The following is a 16917-nucleotide window of genomic DNA, read 5'->3' as shown; positions in this document are numbered from 1 at the left end:
CAGCAAAAATTCACTCGATAATACTGACATCGTCCGCTTGAAGGCCGCGTTCATTATGAATCACCTGATAACGCACAATCTGACCTTCGGTCAGCATCCGGTTTCCGCGTCCACGAATCGCACGGAAGTGCACAAATACATCATCGCCGTTATCCCGCGTGATGAAACCGTAGCCCTTGTTGGTATTGAACCATTTGACCTCTCCTTCTTCTCGGCCATCGTTGTAATCGATGATATCGACTTCATCATCGTCCTCTTCATCAGCCAGTGTTTCTTGCCTCTGCTGGGCAGGTTCGGGAGCGTCCGCTTGCCCGACTCTTCTTTGGGTGGGCAAGGCCGCAGGCAACGGCGCCAAGGCGGCAGCAGCTAAAGCACCCACAAGTAAAATAGCGAAGCTACCCAAAGCCATGGCAAAATAGATACTCGCCACACCACTGACCAGAAACTCGGCAAACACTTGTTTGGTAAGCAATGGGTCGGCCAAGTGGGCAAATCCGGCAAGCAGTAGCGGTGCCGGAGCGGCGAGAAGCAGGCTGATTAATATGCAGCGAAACACAACTTTTAGATTCATGATTAATAAAAGCTCTCTTGTTGTAGCAATAACAGACAAAGGACAATACCCAGTCTATCAGGCCCACGCCCAACAGAACCGGGCATAATATACACAAGGTTGCGATGTTATCATGAGCGAACACTTCTCGCCCGCCGAGCTTGACAATCGTCTTGAAGCCCTGGAAAGCCGTATCGCCTACCAGGAGCATTGGCTGGACACCCTCGATCAAGCCACCGCTCAACAAGAGAGGCGTCTGGCACGCCTGGAACAGCTTAGCAGCATGATGAGCGAGCGCCTGCGCGAGCAGCATCAGGCCTTGCAAGACGCGGATACGACAGCGGCACCCAATCCCGAGGGGTTCAATTCGCAGGATGAGGTGCCGCCGCACTATTGAGCCCTAAATACGTGAGTCGTAAATAACGTGAGCCGCCAATAACGGTTTGAAGATTTGTGCTTAGCCGACCAGCGAGGCTGGATCGGTGTACTCCAGGCCGAAGGCATCGGCGACCGCCTGATAAGTCACTCGACCATCATGCACGTTCAGCCCTGGAAGGAAATGCGCATCATCGGCCAGGGCCTTCTGCCAGCCCTTGTCGGCCAGGGCGATCACGAAGGGTAGCGTGGCATTGGTCAACCCCAGGGTGGAGGTGCGCGCCACCGCCCCAGGCATATTGGCGACGCAATAATGCACGATACCATCGACGGTATAGGTGGGGTCGGCGTGGGTGGTGGGCTTGCTGGTTTCAAAACAGCCGCCCTGGTCGATAGCCACATCCACTAGTACGCTTCCGGGCTGCATGTCAGCAAGCATTTTGCGAGTGATCAGCTTGGGCGCAGCGGCACCGGGGATCAACACTGCCCCGACGATCATATCCGAGTCGCGCACCGCCTCATCCAGCGCATCGGCAGTCGAATAGACGGTCTTGATGCGTCCCTGATAGCGGTCATCCAGAACTTCCAGGCGTGCAAGAGATTTATCCAGAATGGTGACGTCCGCCCCCAGCCCCAGCGCCATGCGTGCCGCATTTTCCCCGACCACACCGCCACCGATCACGGTCACCTTGCCCGGCGAGACGCCCGGCACCCCGGGTAACAATACGCCGGCACCGCCTTGCGCCTTTTCCAGGCTATGCGCCCCTGCCTGCACAGCCATGCGCCCGGCCACGGTACTCATCGGCGCCAGCAGCGGTAAACCACCACGGGAATCGGTGACGGTTTCATAGGCGATACAGGTAGCGCCGCTCTCCAGAAGCCCAAGCGTCAGTTTTTCTTCCGCAGCCAAGTGCAGGTAAGTGAAAAGCGTCTGTCCGGAATTCAGTCGCGCCACTTCTTCCGCCTGCGGCTCCTTGACCTTGAGTATCAGCTCGGCACCTTGCCATAAAGCGTCCACATCCGCTTCTACATGTGCGCCGGCAGCCTGATAGTCGGCATCGGTGAAACCCGCACCTTCACCGGCGGCAGCCTGAACACTTACCTGATGACCACGTCCGGTCAGCTCACGAACACCGGTGGGCGTCAGGGCGACGCGATATTCATGGTTCTTGATTTCCTTGGGCACGGCGACTTTCATGAAGACTCTCCTGATGCATGCAATGCTGTTGGGGATGACATTCCACCCCTATTACAGCATAGCTCGTCCGCTCACCCATCCCCTTGAGAGTAAAACAAGAAAAACGCCGTTTAAGGCGCTTTTCAGAAGAAAAATCTACTGAAATGTGGAACGACACAATAAAAAACTAGCGTCATTCCACATTCAAGTGATTCAGTCGCGGAATATCCGTACGCCCAATGCCTTGAGGTAAGACGTTTCCGGGATGGCGGGATGTACCGGGTGATCAGGACCCTGATGCCCTTGGAAGATCACCTGACCATGGCGGTCCTGATGGCGCACGGCGCCACGCACCACCTCCATCAGACGCTCGGGCGCCAGGTGCATGGAGCACGAGGCGCTGACCAGCAACCCATCGCGCCCCAGCAGGCGAATGGCTTCACGGTTAAGACGGGAATACGCACGCTCGCCGTTAGGAATATCCTTGCGCTTGCGGATGAATGCCGGCGGATCCAGGATCACCACGTCGAATTCCTCACCCTCGGCCTTGAGTGCCGCCAGCACCTCGAAGGCATCGCCTTCGCTGACCGACACCTGCTCGCTTACCCCGTTGAGCGCAGCATTATAAGCCACCTGTTCCAGGGCACTGCTCGAGGCATCGACACATAGCACTTCAGAGGCGCCATTGACGGCTGCCTGAACGCCCCAGCCACCCACGTAACTGAACACATCCAGCACACGCTTACCGGCTACCAGGCTGTTGAGCCAGGCACGGTTGGCACGGTGGTCATAGAACCAGCCGGTTTTCTGACCGCCCAGAATCGGGATGGCAAAACGCACCCCGTTTTCCACCAGTAACACTTCATCCGGAAGGGTGCCCTTGACCACTTCAACCTTGGCCTCCAGCCCTTCCTGACGGCGACCCCCGGTATCGTTGCGGAACACGATCACCTCAGGGTCAAGGACTTTTTCCAGCGCATCGACAATTTCGTCAGCCAGGGCCTGCATGCCGGCGGTATTCAGCTGCACAACCACCACATCGCCGAAACGGTCAATGATCAAGCCCGGGAGCAAATCGCCTTCGCCGTGAATCAAGCGATAGAACGGCTCGGCGAACAACCGTTGACGCAGCCCCAACGCTTGGTTGAAACGATGCACGAAAAGCGAGCGATCCAGGCGCATGGCCGGGTCGCGCGACATCAGGCGTGCACTGATCAGCGAGTGAGGGTTGACGTAAGCGACCCCCATCGGCCTGCCGTTGGACGCTTCGACCAGCGCCGGCTCACCGGCGGCAAAGTTTTTCAGCGGAGTTTCCTGGATATCCACTTCATTGGAGTAGATCCATAGATGACCGGCCTTGAGGCGGCGGTCGGCGTTCTTGTTCAGGCGCAAGCGTTGGGTCACAACAGTCTCCACAATCAATTGGGCCGACAGATCAATGCTGGCAGCCGGGGCAAAACACACTGGCACGTTGGCCTAGCGTCACCCTGATAAGTTCATATTCACAGCGGGGGCATGGCTGGCCATGGCGACCATAGACATTCAGCCGCTGAGCGAAATAGCCCGGCTCACCCCGGCCACTGACAAAATCACGCAAGGTGGTGCCGCCCTGAGTGATCGCCGCGACCAAAACTTCGCGAGCGGCTTCGGCGAGCCGTTCATAGCGCTCTTGCGAAATCTGCCCGGCGGCTCGGCGTGGGTCAATACCCGCCATGAACAATGCCTCGGAGGCATAGATATTGCCCACCCCGACCACCACCCGGTTATCCATCAGGAAGGGCTTCACCGCTATTCGACGGCCGCGCGACATCTCGTACAGCCGCTTACCGTTGAAGGCCTCGGAAAGCGGTTCGGGACCCAGGTGAACCAATCGCTTGTCGCTATGCTCGTCGCCCTGCAGCCAATCGACGAAACCAAACCGGCGCGGGTCGTGATAGCGCAGCATCCAGCCATTAGCCAGCACCAGATCCACATGGTCGTGCTTGCGTGGAAGCTCTCCCACCCGGGAAATACGCAAGCTACCGGACATTCCCAGGTGCCACAGCAAGGTGGCGCTTTCTTCAGGCGAATCCAGGGGCATCAGCAGGTATTTTGCCCGGCGGGAAAGTGGCTCGATGCGTGCACCGATCAGACGTTCAACAAGGTCCGAAGGCACCGGCACGCGCAAGCGTGACTGACGCACCCGAACCTCGGTAATTTCGGCACCTTCCAGGTAAGGTGCGATACCGCGACGCGTGGTTTCGACTTCGGGCAGCTCAGGCATGATAGCGGCCTATAATGACAGTTTCTGCATACAGCGATTTTACATACAGCGGACATGCAAGAACCCGGCGGCTAGCCGGGTTCTTCAACAGGCACTCGCCTGCGGTGAAAGCGCAATCAACAAGCAAATGCTTACTTGATTTTAGCTTCCTTGTACATGACATGCTTACGCACTACCGGGTCGTATTTCTTGAATTCGAACTTATCCGGCGTGTTGCGCTTGTTCTTATCAGTGGTGTAGAAGTGGCCGGTACCGGCACTGGACACCAGCTTGATCTTGTCGCGCATGGTTTTAATCTCCCAAAAACGTCTGCTTGCAGCCGTAGCTCAAGCTTAAATGGTTTCGCCGCGCTTGCGGATATCAGCCAGAACCGTGTCGATACCTCTCTTGTCAATGATGCGCATGCCCTTGCTGGAGACGCGCAACTTGACGAAGCGATTTTCGGCTTCCACCCAGAAACGGTGGCTGTGCAGGTTAGGCAAGAAGCGACGACGCGTCTTACGCTGGGAGTGAGAAACGTTATTTCCAGTCACCGGACGTTTGCCGGTAACCTGACATACTTTGGACATGAGAGCCTCCAACCGCTTGGCGAGTAGTTCAAAACCTGTCGGGCAAACCGGAAAAGGGCGCGCCGGATAACCTCGTAACATCCGTTACCGCGCGACTCAGCCCTGTCCGTGATTCGACCCAAGTTCAAAGGGGGAACTTTATACCAGAGAGACTCCCGCCGGGCAAGCAAAGCCGCTAAATACCTTTGAAAAAGGCCTGAAACAGCTTTATTCTTCATATTCAATTTTTTAGACCCAGCCGCGCTCGGCGAACGAAACCACCTCGCCGTCGCCGACCACAAAGTGATCCAGCACCCGCACCTCGAACAACGCCAAGGCTTCCTTGAGCCTCTCGGTGATGCGCCGGTCGGCATCGCTCGGCTCGGCGATACCGGAAGGATGATTGTGCGCCAGGATGACTGCCCCCGCGCCTAGCTCCAGCGCACGCTTGGCGACCTCCCTCGGGTACACCGAGGCGCTGTCCAGGGTGCCACGAAACAGCGATTCGTAACGGATAATTCTGTGCTGCGTATCCAGAAACAACACGGCAAACTCCTCATGACCGAGATGGCGCATCTGAGAGCTCAGGTAGTGCTTGACCAAGGCCGGTGACGTCAGTGCATTGCCCCGTGCCAACTGACTGGCCAGATGGCGCCGGGAAAGTTCGAGTGTCGCCTGCAGCTGGGCATATTTGGCGTTACCCAGGCCGTGCGCTTCACAAAAACGCACTTGGTCGGCCTCGAGAAATTGGCGTAGACCGCCAAAGGCACTCAGCAAGTCACGTGCCAGATCCACCGCCGAGCGCCCCTGCACGCCCACCCGAAGAAAGATTGCCAAAAGCTCGGCATCGGATAATGCCTGAGCGCCCAGGTTGAGCAATTTTTCCCGGGGCCGCTCACCTTCCGGCCAATGATTGATTCCCATTCTATCCGCCTCCCTGCCTGATTGTCCCTGGCTTGCCAGGCGGGCCTCGTGACACCGCCCTTCATTATTTTTAGTCCCACCAGTATACCCAGTTGTTTTAGTGAGATAACACTCAGGATAATCCGCGCACTGCCTACGCAAGGCATGGCTGTGGTGGTATGGTAAAATCCCTCAATTAACGATGCGGGAACCCCACATGCTCCCCTTTGCTGGAAAGCGCATCCTGCTCGGCGTGAGCGCCGGCATTGCCGCTTACAAAAGCGCGCTGATCATTCGCCTGCTCAAGCAGGCGGGTATGGAGGTGCGCGTGGTCATGACCGACGGTGCCCAGGCATTTATTACCCCCTTGACGCTGCAAGCCCTTTCCGGCGAGCCGGTGCGCACCTCACTGCTCGATCCCAACGCCGAGGCCGGCATGGGCCATATCGAACTCGCCCGCTGGGCCGACTTGATCTTGATCGCTCCGGGCACCGCCGACTTGATGGCCCGCCTGGCCCATGGCATGGCGGATGACTTGCTCACCACCCTGTGCCTGGCCAGTGAAGCCCCAAGGCTGATGGCCCCGGCAATGAACCAGGCCATGTGGCGCCACCCGGCGACCCAGCGCAACCTTGAGCAGCTTTCCCGCGATGGCTGGCAATGGGTTGGCCCCGATGCAGGGGACCAGGCCTGCGGCGATACCGGCCCCGGGCGCATGAGCGAGCCGGAAGCCGTGGCCGAGGCCGTGTTCAATATCTTTCGCCCTACCCAATCGAGTCGTTCGCGTCACATCGTGATCACCGCCGGTCCCACCCGTGAAGCCCTGGACCCGGTGCGCTACTTATCCAATCACAGCTCCGGGAAGATGGGCTATGCTCTGGCTGGCGCAGCCGCCAGAACCGGCGCCCGGGTCAGCCTGATCAGCGGGCCGGTCAACCTGCCCACGCCTGCCGGGGTGGAGCGCATCGATGTGGACAGCGCCGCCCAAATGCATTCTGCCGCCCAGCGGCTCGCTCAGGGTGCGGATATCTTCATCGGCTGCGCCGCAGTGGTGGATTTTCGCGTTGAAATGCCCGCCGAGCACAAGATAAAAAAACGCCAGAACGAAGACAGCTTGACGCTCATCCTGGTGAAAAATCCTGACATCATCGCGGATATCGCCGCCCTGCCCACCGCCTCACGCCCACTGGTAGTCGGCTTTGCTGCAGAAACTCAGGATGTTGAACACTACGCGCGCGACAAGCTGGCTCGCAAGGGACTGGACATGATTGTGGCCAATGATGTGTCCCAGGCGGGGGGTGTCTTCGGCAGCGATGACAACGCCGCCTGGCTGCTGTGGAAAACAGCCGATGGCCAAGCCAGCGAAGCGCTACCATCGCAACCCAAGACACGACTCGCCAGCGATATTATCCAGCGCGCCCTGAATCTGCTAGCTTTTGGAGAGACCCCATGACTGCCTCGGCTTCAGCGCCACGCCTGCAACTCAAACTGCTTGATGAACGCATGCGTGAGTATCTGCCGCATTACGCGACCCAAGGCTCGGCAGGCATGGACCTTCGCGCCATGCTCGATGCCCCGCTGACGCTTGCTCCGGGGCAGTGCGAGCTGGTTCGCACGGGCCTGGCCATTCATATTGCCGACCCCGCTCTTGCCGGCATGATCCTGCCACGCTCCGGCCTGGGGCATAAACACGGCATCGTGCTGGGCAACCTGGTGGGGTTGATCGACTCCGACTACCAAGGCGAGCTGATGATTTCGGTGTGGAACCGGGGCACGCAAGCCTTCACGCTGGAGCCTTTCGAACGGTTGGCGCAGTACGTGCTTGTGCCCGTGGTGCAAGCCAAGCTTGAACTGGTGGACATGTTCACCGACAGCCTTCGCGGCAGCAGCGGCTTCGGTAGCACCGGCTCTCACTGAGGTCTTTGCCAATAGCTTTGCCAAGAGCGTTACCAAGGGCTTTGCTCAGCCCTTTTCACTGACACATTCTGCAGGGACGATCATGAATTCCAACTTCGAAAACCCGGTACCCGCTTCCATTTTTCGCGCCTACGATATTCGCGGTATCGTGGACGACACCCTGACCGAAGCCAACGTCGAACTGATCGGCCGCGCCATCGGCAGTGAAGCCGCCGCTCGTGGTGAATCCACCGTCGTCGTCGCCCGTGACGGCCGTCTTTCCGGACCGCGGCTGCAGGCCGCCTTGATGCGCGGGCTCAACGCCGCCGGGCGGGATGTGGTGGATATCGGCATGGTGCCCACCCCGGTGCTTTACTTCGCCACCCATGTTCTCGAGGGCACCTCCTCCGGTGTCATGGTCACCGGCAGCCACAACCCACCAGACTATAACGGTTTCAAGATCGTGCTGAAGGGAGAAACGCTTTCCGGCGAAGCGATTACCGCCCTTCATCAGCGCCTGCAGGACAACCAGCTCGAAAGCGGCCAGGGCAGCATACGCCAGGAAGACCTGCGTTCAGCCTATCTCGATCGCATCCTGGGTGATGTGGTGGTCTCGCGCCCGCTCAAGGCCGTGGTGGATTGCGGCAACGGCGTTGCCGGGGAACTCGGCCCGCAGTTGATCGAAAAACTCGGTGTGGAGACGGTTCCCCTGTTCGCCGAGATCGATGGCAACTTTCCCAATCACCACCCCGACCCCGGCAAGCTGGAAAACCTCCAGGATCTGATCAAAAGCGTTGCCGACACCAATGCCGACATCGGCCTGGCATTCGATGGCGACGGCGACCGCCTGGGGGTGATCACCCCCAAGGGCCGGTTAATCTATCCGGATCATCTGCTGATGGTATTCGCCGCCGACATGCTCGAGCGCAACCCGGGCGCCAAGGTGATTTTCGACGTCAAATGCACCGGCAACCTGACCCGCGTGATCAGCGATGCCGGGGGTGAGCCGGAAATGTGGCGCACCGGGCATTCCCTTATCAAGGCTCGCATGAAGGAAACCGGCGCCGCGCTTGCCGGCGAAATGAGCGGCCATATCTTCTTCAAGGAGCGCTGGTATGGCTTCGATGACGGCCTCTATGCAGCCGTGCGGCTACTCGAAATACTGGCCAAGCAGGACCTCGATGCCGACACCTTCTTCGACAGCTTCCCTCAGGACGTGGGCACCCCGGAAATCAACATCGAGGTCACCGACGAGAACAAATTCGACATCGTAGCTCGACTTGCTCGCGAAGGCGACTTCGGCCAAGGTGTCAAGACTACCCTGGACGGTATTCGAGTGGATTACCCGGATGGCTGGGGTCTGTGCCGCGCCTCCAACACCACGCCCATGCTGGTGCTGCGCTTCGAAGGCAAGGACGATGCCGCCCTGGCACGCATTCGCGAGCAATTCGCCCAGGCACTCAAGCAGGCAGCACCGGAACTGGAAATACCTCTCTGAGTGAAAACCGTAGCAAGGGAAACCCGATGAACCCAACCAGCCGCGACCCTCGTGTCGTCGTGGAGGTGCTTTCCGAAGCCCTTCCCTATATCCAGCAGTTCTCCGGTAAGACCGTCGTGGTCAAGTACGGCGGCAATGCCATGACCGAAGACACTCTGATTGACTCCTTCGCTCGCAACATCGTGCTGATGAAGGAAGTCGGCATCAATCCGGTGGTAGTACACGGCGGCGGCCCTCAGATCGGAGAGTTGCTGAAGAAACTCAATATCGAGTCGCGCTTCGTCAACGGCATGCGCGTCACCGATGCCGAGACCATGGACGTTGTAGAGATGGTGCTCGGCGGACTGGTCAACAAGAGTATCGTCAACCTGATCAATCAGAGCGGCGGCAAGGCCATCGGCTTGACCGGCAAGGACGGCGCTCAGATCCGTGCTCGCCAGCTCCAGGTGGAACACCAGAGCCCGGAAATGACCGCCCCCGAGATCATCGATATCGGCCATGTCGGCGAGGTCGAACACATCTCCACCGAACTGATCGAAATGCTCGCCGCGCGGGACTTCATTCCGGTGATCGCCCCCATAGGCGTGGACGAGAAAGGCCGCAGCTACAACATCAATGCTGATTTGGTCGCTGGAAAGGTAGCCGAAGCACTGGGCGCGGAAAAACTCATGCTGTTGACCAACGTTGCCGGCCTGATGAACGCTGAAGGAGAAGTATTGACCGGGCTTTCCACTGCTCAGGTGGATGAGTTGATTGCCGACGGCACCATCCACGGCGGCATGCTGCCCAAGATTCGCTGTGCCCTCGATGCGGTCAAAGGCGGGGTCAAGAGTGCTCATATCATCGACGGGCGCGTGGCTCATGCCGTCTTGCTGGAGATCTTCACCAATGCCGGGGTCGGCACCTTGATCACCGATGCCGACTAACCGCAAGCGAGACTGAAAAACCCGCTTCCCCGGCCAAGGCCGAAGAAGCGGGTATATTTCAACCTAAAGCCGTTATGCTGCCATGGTATCGCCCATCTTTTGACGAATCTTCTTCATCGCATTTTTTTCCAGCTGACGAATCCGCTCGGCACTGACCCCGTAGATATCCGCCAGGTCATGCAAGGTCGCCTTGTCTTCGCTCAACCAGCGACGCTGGAGAATATCCTGCGAACGCTCGTCCAAGGTCTCCAGCGCCAGCTGCAAGCGGCGCGTGGCATCACCGGCAAAGTCGCTGTCTTCAATCTTGGTAGCCGGATCGGAGGCGGCATCATCCAGATAATGCGCCGGCGACTGATAAACGCTGTCTTCATCGTCGCTGGGTGAGGCATCGAAACCAGCGTCATAGGCCGAGAGGCGCCCTTCCATGTCGCGCACCACTTCCGGCTTGACGTCAAGATCCTTGGCGATGGCCTCGACTTCACTGTTGTTCAGCCATGCCAGGCGTTTTTTCGCGCCGCGCAGATTGAAGAACAGTTTACGCTGAGCCTTGGTGGTGGCGATCTTGACGATACGCCAGTTACGCAGCACGAATTCGTGGATTTCCGCCTTGATCCAGTGCACCGCGAAGGACACCAGCCGAACGCCCTGGTTGGGGTCGAAACGCTTGACGGCTTTCATCAAGCCCACATTGCCTTCCTGGATCAGGTCTGCCTGGGGCAGGCCGTAGCCGGAATAGCTGCGTGCGACATGCACCACAAACCGCAGATGCGACAATACCAGACGACGCGCCGCTTCCAAATCGCTTTCATCGTATAAGCGAAAGGCCAGCTCGCGCTCTTCATCAGCGCTAAGCACCGGAATTCCGTTCACGGCCTGGATGTAGCCGCCCAAGTCATGCCCCGGAGAAATCTGGCCTATCGGTAGAAGACTTTTACTCATGTGACGTTTTGTCTCCCTATAAACCTGTTCCATAATATATTTGACCACGAATCAAGCATTGCGATCACTTAAACTGACCCTGCATCTATCTATTTCTGACACTCGATACCGCTGACTCTGATTACCGATGACAAACGCTGCCCTGCTGGCATTCCTACTGAAATCAACACGACTTGAAATCCAGACATGGACATCACCCGGATGCCTTGCACTAACGCGACCGGATACTCGACAGATGTCGCCCTACCGCAAGCCAAGCGCCCAACCAGCCAAGCAGTGTACTGCAAGATAGCAGAATTGTAGAGCCTGCCAAGTCAAGCTGAGGCAAGCTGAAGCTAGCGCCGTAACTGGCAGCTAGCGCACTCACCGGCAGCGACAGCCAGTGATTGCCCAACGTCAGAAGCCCCAGCGCCAGCAGCCCGCCTCCCACGCCGTACCAGGCACCGCTATACAGAAAAGGACGCCGTACGAAAGCATGGGTGGCGCCGATCAGCATTACCACCTCGATTTCCCGGCGCCGGCTCTCCACCGCCAGACGGATGGTATTGCCCACCACCAGCAACACGCCCAGCCCGAACAGCACCGCCAACGCCAACGCCAAGCGCCGCCCCAATTCTGCAAGATGGCGCAATCGTTCGATCCAGGCAAGATCCAGGCGTACGTCATCCACGCCGTTCAACTCGCTCAGTACCTGCGAAAGCCGCTGCATCGCCGCCGGCTCGGGTGATGCCGGATGCACGACGATACTTGCCGGCAGAGGATTATCGGCAAGCCCCACCAAGGCATCATCCAGCCCCAAGGCTTGCTGGAATTCAGCCATCCCTTCTTCTGCACTGATCAAGCGGGTAGCGGCTACCTCGGGTTGCGCCTGGACCGCTTGTTCGATGCGACTTGCCTGCATCTCGTCCACTTCCTGGGCCAGGTAAACGGTAAGGGTGGCACTCTCTTCCAGCTCGGCATCCAACAGCCGTGCGCCATCCAGCGTCAGCCACAGGGCCGCGGGCAGCACCAAGGCGATAGCGATTGCCAGCATTGTCAGAAGGTTACCCAGTGGATGACGCACCAACCGCCAGGCACTGTCCACCAGCATAGCGCGATGGTGTCTCGCCCAGGCACGCAAACGACTGGATAAGCGGGTCTTGTGACTACGGGCTCCGCGTTGGGAAGGAAGTATTTGGCTCATGTGGCTCTCTCATCCGCGACCAGGCGGCCGTCGCGCAGACGCAGGGTGCGATGGCGCAGCCGGGCGATCAATGCCAGGTCGTGGCTGGCGATCATCACGGTCGTGCCGATGCGATTGAAATCCTCAAACAGGGCCATGATATCGGCGGAAAGTTGGGGGTCCAAGTTACCGGTTGGTTCATCGGCAAGCAGTAATGCCGGCTTGTTGACCACTGCGCGAGCAATGCCGATTCGCTGCTGTTCACCGCCGGAAAGCTCGATGGGCAGGGCTTTCTCGCGGTGCAAGAGCCCTACCTTGTCCAGTGCCGCCCGTACCCGACGTGCCGACTCGCGTGGCTCTACGCCCTGAATTTCCAGAGGCAGTGCCACGTTATGAAAGACACTGCGATCGAACAACAACTGGTGGTCCTGAAACACCACTCCGATCTGGCGCCGATAAAAAGGCACCTGGCTGGCATGCAGCCGGGCAATATCATGTCCCGCCACCATCACGCGCCCGCGGCTGGGCTGCTCCAGGCGCATGATCAGGCGCAACAGCGAGCTTTTACCGGCCCCCGAATGGCCGGTAAAAAACACCATTTCACCGCGCGCCACACCAAAGTCGATATTGGCCAGGGCTTCGAAACGCCCGCCGTAACGCTTGCCCACGTGTTCGAACGCAATCATGCGTTAGTATCGCCTCGCTGCCGGCCATCCTTGTCGAGCGAGTCTTTCTCGAGCGGGTCTTTGGAAAACAAGGCCTCGACGAAATCCCGCGCCGCGAATGGCCGCAGATCATCCAGACCTTCGCCGACGCCAATAAAGCGAATCGGCATGTTGAGCTGTTTGGCCAAGGCGAAGATAATCCCGCCCTTGGCGGTACCATCGAGCTTGGTCAGGGTAATCCCGGTGACCGGCACCGCTTCATTGAAGGTGCTGGCTTGAGAAATCGCGTTCTGGCCAGTGCCGGCATCCAGCACCAGCATGACTTCATGCGGCGCTTTTGGATCCAGCTTGCCCATGACGCGATGGACTTTTTTCAACTCTTCCATCAGATGGCCCTTGTTGTGCAACCGGCCAGCAGTATCAGCGATCAATACATCCACGCCCCGCGAGGTGGCGGCAGCCACGGCATCGTAGATCACCGAGGCGCTATCCGCCCCGGTATGCTGAGCGATCACCGGTACTTTATTGCGCTCGCCCCACACCTTGAGCTGTTCGACGGCGGCGGCACGGAAGGTATCCCCGGCCGCCAGCATGACGCTCTTGCCTTCACGCTGAAAACGCTGGGTCAGCTTACCGATGGTGGTGGTCTTGCCCACCCCATTGACGCCCACCACCAGAATCACGAAAGGCCCCGGACCTTGCTTGGTAAGTTCAAGCGGTACGGCAACGGGTGCCAACATCGCTTCCAGTTCTTCCTGGAGCGCACGATAAAGCGCCTCGGGCTCGTTGAGTTCCTTGCGTGAGACACGCGCAGTCAGGCTATCGATGATATCGCTGGTCGCCTCGATACCGACATCCGCCATCAGCAGTTGCGTCTCGAGGTCCTCCATCAACTCATCGTCAATCTGCTTCTTGCCCAGAAACAGACCCGCCAGGCCTTCCGTAAAATTGGCGCGGGTCTTGCCTAGCCCGGACTTGATGCGTGCAAACCAACCCTTCTTTTCCGCTACCGGTTTTTCCTGCAATGCCGGTTTGGCCGGTTCAGCCTCAGGCGCGGGGGCAGGTTTTATTTCGGGTTCGGGTTCAGGCTCGGGCACCTTTTCCGGCAGCGGCACTTCCACCTTCGCGGGTGGCGATGGTTCATGCGAGGGCTCAAGAGAGGGCTGCGTCTCCTCGGCAGGCGCTTTTTCCGGCTGTTCACCGGTTTCGTCGCGTTGCTGTTTTACTTCACGCTCTGCTTGCTGAGCGTTTTCCTTGGACTTGGCGTCCTCGTCCTGCTTCTTCTTGCGCTTGAAAAAACCGAGCATCTAGGGAATCCCACTTCAAGGAGTGAACATTTGCTCCATCCTACCATTGCCCATCGAGACTTTGGACAATCAGACCGCTACAATCCCCGCCATGAGACCAAAACGCTCCCCTTCCAAAAATTCCTCTCGTCCGTCGCGAGACCCTCGCGCCAGCGCACCCGACAAGAGTGGGAAATTGCGTATCATCGGCGGAAAATTTCGTCGCCGCCAATTACCGGTGCTGGAAAGCCCGGGGCTGCGCCCCACGCCGGACCGCGTGCGGGAAACGCTGTTCAACTGGTTGGCGGCACATGTGGAAGGCGCACAAGTGCTGGATTTGTTCGCCGGCACCGGTGCACTGGGTATTGAAGCGCTATCGCGTGGGGCGGCAAGCGCCTGTCTGGTGGAGCGCGATTCGAAAGTGGCTGCGCAATTGAGTCATAACCTGGCGCTGCTTGAAGTGGAGAACGCCTCGGTGATCAGCCGTGATGTGTCGGCATTTCTCACCACACCCCCCAGCACAGCCTTTTCATTGGTATTCCTTGACCCGCCCTTTCATCAAGCGCTGGTCGAGCCTTGCTGCCAGGCACTGGAAAACGGCTGGCTTACCCCCCAGGCAATGATTTATGTGGAAACCGAGGCCAGCCTGTCACCGCCAGTGCCGAATTGCTGGTCACTGCACCGCGAAACCCGAGCGGGAGAAAGCATTGGCCGTCTTTATCAGCGCCTTTTGTAACATTGGCCAGCTTTTAGTTCCCTTTATCCTCTTGCCGCGCCACGCCCCCGGCGTTACGCTCGCCGCTGTCAATCATTCGGCGAGCGCTACGCACTTGCCTTGGTCCTTTTGGAGGTATCGATGAGTCTGGAACTGTTCAATAAGCTTGAGCAAAAAGTCACTAACGCTGTAGAAGCGTTGGAAATGATGAAAATGGAAAATGACGAGCTGCGTGATGAAAACACCAAGCTCAAGCAGGAACGTGAAGAATGGGAACAGCGCCTGAGCGCCTTGCTGGGCAAGTTCGATAGCATCGACGACCAGAGCTAGGCCCCGAGCTAGAGTAAATTTGGCGCCATAGGCAAAAGCACCCGCGACATCAATAAGGCATCCTCGCGCCCGGAGCGGCTTGAGTAGTAGCCCTTGCGTCGCCCGTCAAGTTGAAAGCCACAGCGGTGGTAGAGCGTGACAGCCGCTGTGTTGCCGGCCCGGACTTCAAGCAACAGCCGCTCGCTTTGCCACGCCTCCGCGATACTGGCTACCTCTTCCAGCAAGCCTTGCCCCAGCCCTTTGCGCCGATGAAGCGGCGAGACACCCAGCGCCTGAAGCTCGGCATCGAACGGCAGACGCGCCAGCAAGGCGTAACCGCCCAGCTGAGCGCCTTGCCAAACACCGATCAGCCGGCAGTCAGCGTCGGCCAGTGCCGTGGCCAGCTGATTGGCGCTTGCGCCGCTGCCGGCCACGGCCTCGAGGGCTAGCAACGCCTCCAGGTGTTCGGACGAGAGTTCAATGATCATCCGACTTTTCCCGTGCCGCCTCTTCCCGCGCGTCATCCTCTTTGGCTGCCAGCTGTCGCCAGCGGGTACCAAGTTCGACCAGCTCAGGCCACAAGGCTCGCTTGGCCCCGGCACTTTCAAGTAGCTGTAAAAGGCTCGGCGCCTGCCACACGGGTAAACCTAACGCCTGGCTTTGCACCTGCCCCTGGGCGCTGCTAGCGATATCCAGCACTTCTGCCAAGGTGGCGTGTGTTTCATCGTCTGATGACGACCCACTCCACCACAACACCTGGTTCAATGACCAACCATGGCGCGTGGCGCAACCGGCGATATAAGCCTCCAAGCCCTCACGGGCTTCTTCCAGGGGGTCATCCGCAGGCAGTCCTTCCACCATCGGCCAGTAAAAGGTTTCGATGACCAGCGGCGTGGCTAGCTGAATCCCCGCCGCCTTCAGCATGGCGCTCAGCAGGCGCTGCTCTTCCGCGCTTATCTCACCCGACTGAAGGCTCAGCCAGCGCCCCTCCAGGCAGATCAACGACAGCTGAAAGCGCAGCGGCTGGGTCGGGTCTTGCACGGCTTTCACGCTATCAGCGGCGGGCACTTGTTCCAAGACCGGCGGCTTCTCGCCAGTGGGTGCGCCGGCATCTCCCAGCAACGCCCGCACGTCTCCCAGTTTTACGGGCTCACCCGCCTTCTCCTGGACAAATGCTTGCTCTTCCTGGCGACTAGAGGCTGTTTGCTGCGCTTCATCGAGCAGAGCATGCAGCTTGGCGCTGGCGTGCTGCGTCTCGAGCTCGGGCGCCTCCCACTCACAGGCGGGAGTGGGTCGGGCATTGGGCAGGCGGTAACGACTGGCCCAGGCGGTAATCCCCATGGCCTGAAGGTATTGCAGACGTTGGACGTCGCCGGTCACTGCCCGCCGCCACGACAATCAGGGGAAGTCGGGCGCTCGCCGCCACGCGCCTGCCATTCCACCGGGGTATAGAGGTGCAAGGCCAAGGCGTGCACCGGGCCGGAAAGTTCATCGGCAAGCAAGGCATACAGCTGTTGATGACGTTTGACCGGCATCATGCCCTCGAAGCGCTCGCTCACCAAAGTGACCTTAAAGTGCGTTTCAGAATTTTCCGGAACGTTATGCCGATGGCTTTCGTTTTCAACCTGAACATACTCCGGCGTCAGTGCCTGGAGTTTTTCTTCAATCAGTGCCTGCCACTTCATGACACTTCTCCTATAAAACC

Annotated in this window: 21 protein-coding genes; 7 read left to right on the top strand and 14 right to left on the bottom strand. The window is 58.9% G+C overall.

Going from position 1 to position 16917, the window contains the following annotated elements:
- Positions 1–10: 10 nt before the first annotated feature.
- Positions 11–571: a cold-shock protein gene (locus LG290_RS02250; RefSeq protein ID WP_499836069.1), complete on the bottom strand. Its 561-nt coding sequence runs from the start codon at positions 569–571 to the stop codon at positions 11–13.
- A gap of 112 nt (positions 572–683) precedes the next feature.
- On the opposite strand from LG290_RS02250, the gene LG290_RS02245 reads away from it, so the two are divergent.
- Positions 684–947 carry a SlyX family protein gene (locus LG290_RS02245; protein ID WP_499836068.1) on the top strand — a complete coding sequence of 88 codons (264 nt, stop codon included), beginning with the start codon at positions 684–686 and terminating at the stop codon, positions 945–947.
- Positions 948–1007: 60 nt separating this feature from the next.
- Here LG290_RS02245 and ald read toward each other — a convergent pair whose 3' ends face one another.
- The 6 genes from ald to radC form a co-directional block, all read right to left on the bottom strand.
- Entirely contained in the window at positions 1008–2123 is a 1116-nt protein-coding gene (gene ald / locus LG290_RS02240) for an alanine dehydrogenase (RefSeq protein WP_499836067.1), read from the bottom strand.
- A 192-nt stretch (positions 2124–2315) separates the two neighbouring features.
- Complete coding sequence (locus LG290_RS02235) at positions 2316–3506, bottom strand: class I SAM-dependent rRNA methyltransferase (RefSeq protein ID WP_499836066.1); 1191 nt, start codon at positions 3504–3506, stop codon at positions 2316–2318.
- A 31-nt stretch (positions 3507–3537) separates the two neighbouring features.
- Complete coding sequence (gene mutM / locus LG290_RS02230; RefSeq protein ID WP_499836065.1) at positions 3538–4365, bottom strand: bifunctional DNA-formamidopyrimidine glycosylase/DNA-(apurinic or apyrimidinic site) lyase; 828 nt, start codon at positions 4363–4365, stop codon at positions 3538–3540.
- A 131-nt stretch (positions 4366–4496) separates the two neighbouring features.
- The gene (rpmG, locus tag LG290_RS02225) at positions 4497–4652 is read right to left on the bottom strand and encodes a 50S ribosomal protein L33 (RefSeq protein ID WP_027337782.1); all 156 of its coding nucleotides are present in this window, start codon (positions 4650–4652) and stop codon (positions 4497–4499) included.
- A 45-nt stretch (positions 4653–4697) separates the two neighbouring features.
- The gene (rpmB, locus tag LG290_RS02220) at positions 4698–4934 is read right to left on the bottom strand and encodes a 50S ribosomal protein L28 (RefSeq protein ID WP_160417557.1); all 237 of its coding nucleotides are present in this window, start codon (positions 4932–4934) and stop codon (positions 4698–4700) included.
- Between the two features lie 228 nt (positions 4935–5162).
- Positions 5163–5837 (bottom strand): RadC family protein, encoded by a 675-nt coding sequence (gene radC / locus LG290_RS02215; RefSeq protein ID WP_160417558.1) that lies wholly within the window; start codon positions 5835–5837, stop codon positions 5163–5165.
- A 196-nt stretch (positions 5838–6033) separates the two neighbouring features.
- Between radC and coaBC the strand changes: the two genes are divergently transcribed.
- The 4 genes from coaBC (at position 6034) to argB (ending at position 10136) form a co-directional block, all read left to right on the top strand.
- Entirely contained in the window at positions 6034–7269 is a 1236-nt protein-coding gene (coaBC, locus tag LG290_RS02210) for a bifunctional phosphopantothenoylcysteine decarboxylase/phosphopantothenate--cysteine ligase CoaBC (protein ID WP_499836064.1), read from the top strand.
- Positions 7266–7733 (top strand): dUTP diphosphatase, encoded by a 468-nt coding sequence (gene dut / locus LG290_RS02205; RefSeq protein ID WP_499836063.1) that lies wholly within the window; start codon positions 7266–7268, stop codon positions 7731–7733. Before coaBC ends, dut begins: the two co-directional genes overlap by 4 nt.
- Positions 7734–7815: 82 nt before the next feature.
- Positions 7816–9210, top strand: coding sequence for a phosphomannomutase/phosphoglucomutase (locus LG290_RS02200; RefSeq protein WP_499836062.1), 1395 nt, complete (start codon positions 7816–7818; stop codon positions 9208–9210).
- Positions 9211–9236: 26 nt separating this feature from the next.
- Positions 9237–10136, top strand: coding sequence for an acetylglutamate kinase (gene argB / locus LG290_RS02195; RefSeq protein WP_499836061.1), 900 nt, complete (start codon positions 9237–9239; stop codon positions 10134–10136).
- 72 nt (positions 10137–10208) lie between these two features.
- On the opposite strand, the gene rpoH is transcribed toward argB, so the two are convergent.
- From rpoH to ftsY, 4 genes are all read right to left on the bottom strand, one after another.
- A complete protein-coding gene (gene rpoH, locus LG290_RS02190) occupies positions 10209–11075 on the bottom strand; it encodes an RNA polymerase sigma factor RpoH (RefSeq protein ID WP_160417563.1) in 867 nt (288 codons plus the stop codon).
- 211 nt (positions 11076–11286) lie between these two features.
- Positions 11287–12258, bottom strand: a complete 972-nt coding sequence (gene ftsX / locus LG290_RS02185) for a permease-like cell division protein FtsX (RefSeq protein ID WP_499836059.1) — start codon at positions 12256–12258, stop codon at positions 11287–11289.
- Positions 12255–12923, bottom strand: coding sequence for a cell division ATP-binding protein FtsE (gene ftsE, locus LG290_RS02180; RefSeq protein ID WP_499836058.1), 669 nt, complete (start codon positions 12921–12923; stop codon positions 12255–12257). Before ftsE ends, ftsX begins: the two co-directional genes overlap by 4 nt.
- Complete coding sequence (gene ftsY / locus LG290_RS02175; RefSeq protein WP_499836057.1) at positions 12920–14209, bottom strand: signal recognition particle-docking protein FtsY; 1290 nt, start codon at positions 14207–14209, stop codon at positions 12920–12922. Before ftsY ends, ftsE begins: the two co-directional genes overlap by 4 nt.
- Positions 14210–14300: 91 nt before the next feature.
- On the opposite strand from ftsY, the gene rsmD reads away from it, so the two are divergent.
- Complete coding sequence (gene rsmD / locus LG290_RS02170) at positions 14301–14924, top strand: 16S rRNA (guanine(966)-N(2))-methyltransferase RsmD (protein ID WP_499836056.1); 624 nt, start codon at positions 14301–14303, stop codon at positions 14922–14924.
- A 120-nt stretch (positions 14925–15044) separates the two neighbouring features.
- Entirely contained in the window at positions 15045–15233 is a 189-nt protein-coding gene (locus LG290_RS02165) for a cell division protein ZapB (RefSeq protein WP_114485992.1), read from the top strand.
- 8 nt (positions 15234–15241) lie between these two features.
- Here the strand turns inward: LG290_RS02165 and LG290_RS02160 are convergent, their stop codons facing one another.
- The 3 genes from LG290_RS02160 to LG290_RS02150 are packed head-to-tail and all read right to left on the bottom strand — an operon-like array spanning position 15242 to position 16897.
- A complete protein-coding gene (locus LG290_RS02160) occupies positions 15242–15700 on the bottom strand; it encodes a GNAT family N-acetyltransferase (protein ID WP_499836055.1) in 459 nt (152 codons plus the stop codon).
- Positions 15690–16592: a hypothetical protein gene (locus tag LG290_RS02155; RefSeq protein ID WP_499836054.1), complete on the bottom strand. Its 903-nt coding sequence runs from the start codon at positions 16590–16592 to the stop codon at positions 15690–15692. Before LG290_RS02155 ends, LG290_RS02160 begins: the two co-directional genes overlap by 11 nt.
- Positions 16589–16897 (bottom strand): BolA family protein, encoded by a 309-nt coding sequence (locus tag LG290_RS02150; RefSeq protein WP_499836053.1) that lies wholly within the window; start codon positions 16895–16897, stop codon positions 16589–16591. The genes LG290_RS02155 and LG290_RS02150 overlap by 4 nt, the downstream gene beginning before the upstream one ends.
- Positions 16898–16917: the final 20 nt, after the last annotated feature.

Origin of the sequence: Halomonas sediminis (genome assembly GCF_044871105.1) — a bacterium.
In the GTDB taxonomy this organism is placed as follows: Bacteria; Pseudomonadota; Gammaproteobacteria; order Pseudomonadales; family Halomonadaceae; genus Vreelandella; species Vreelandella zhuhanensis.
Note: the sequence above shows the minus strand (reverse complement) of the source record. Positions and strands in the feature narration are given on the sequence as shown.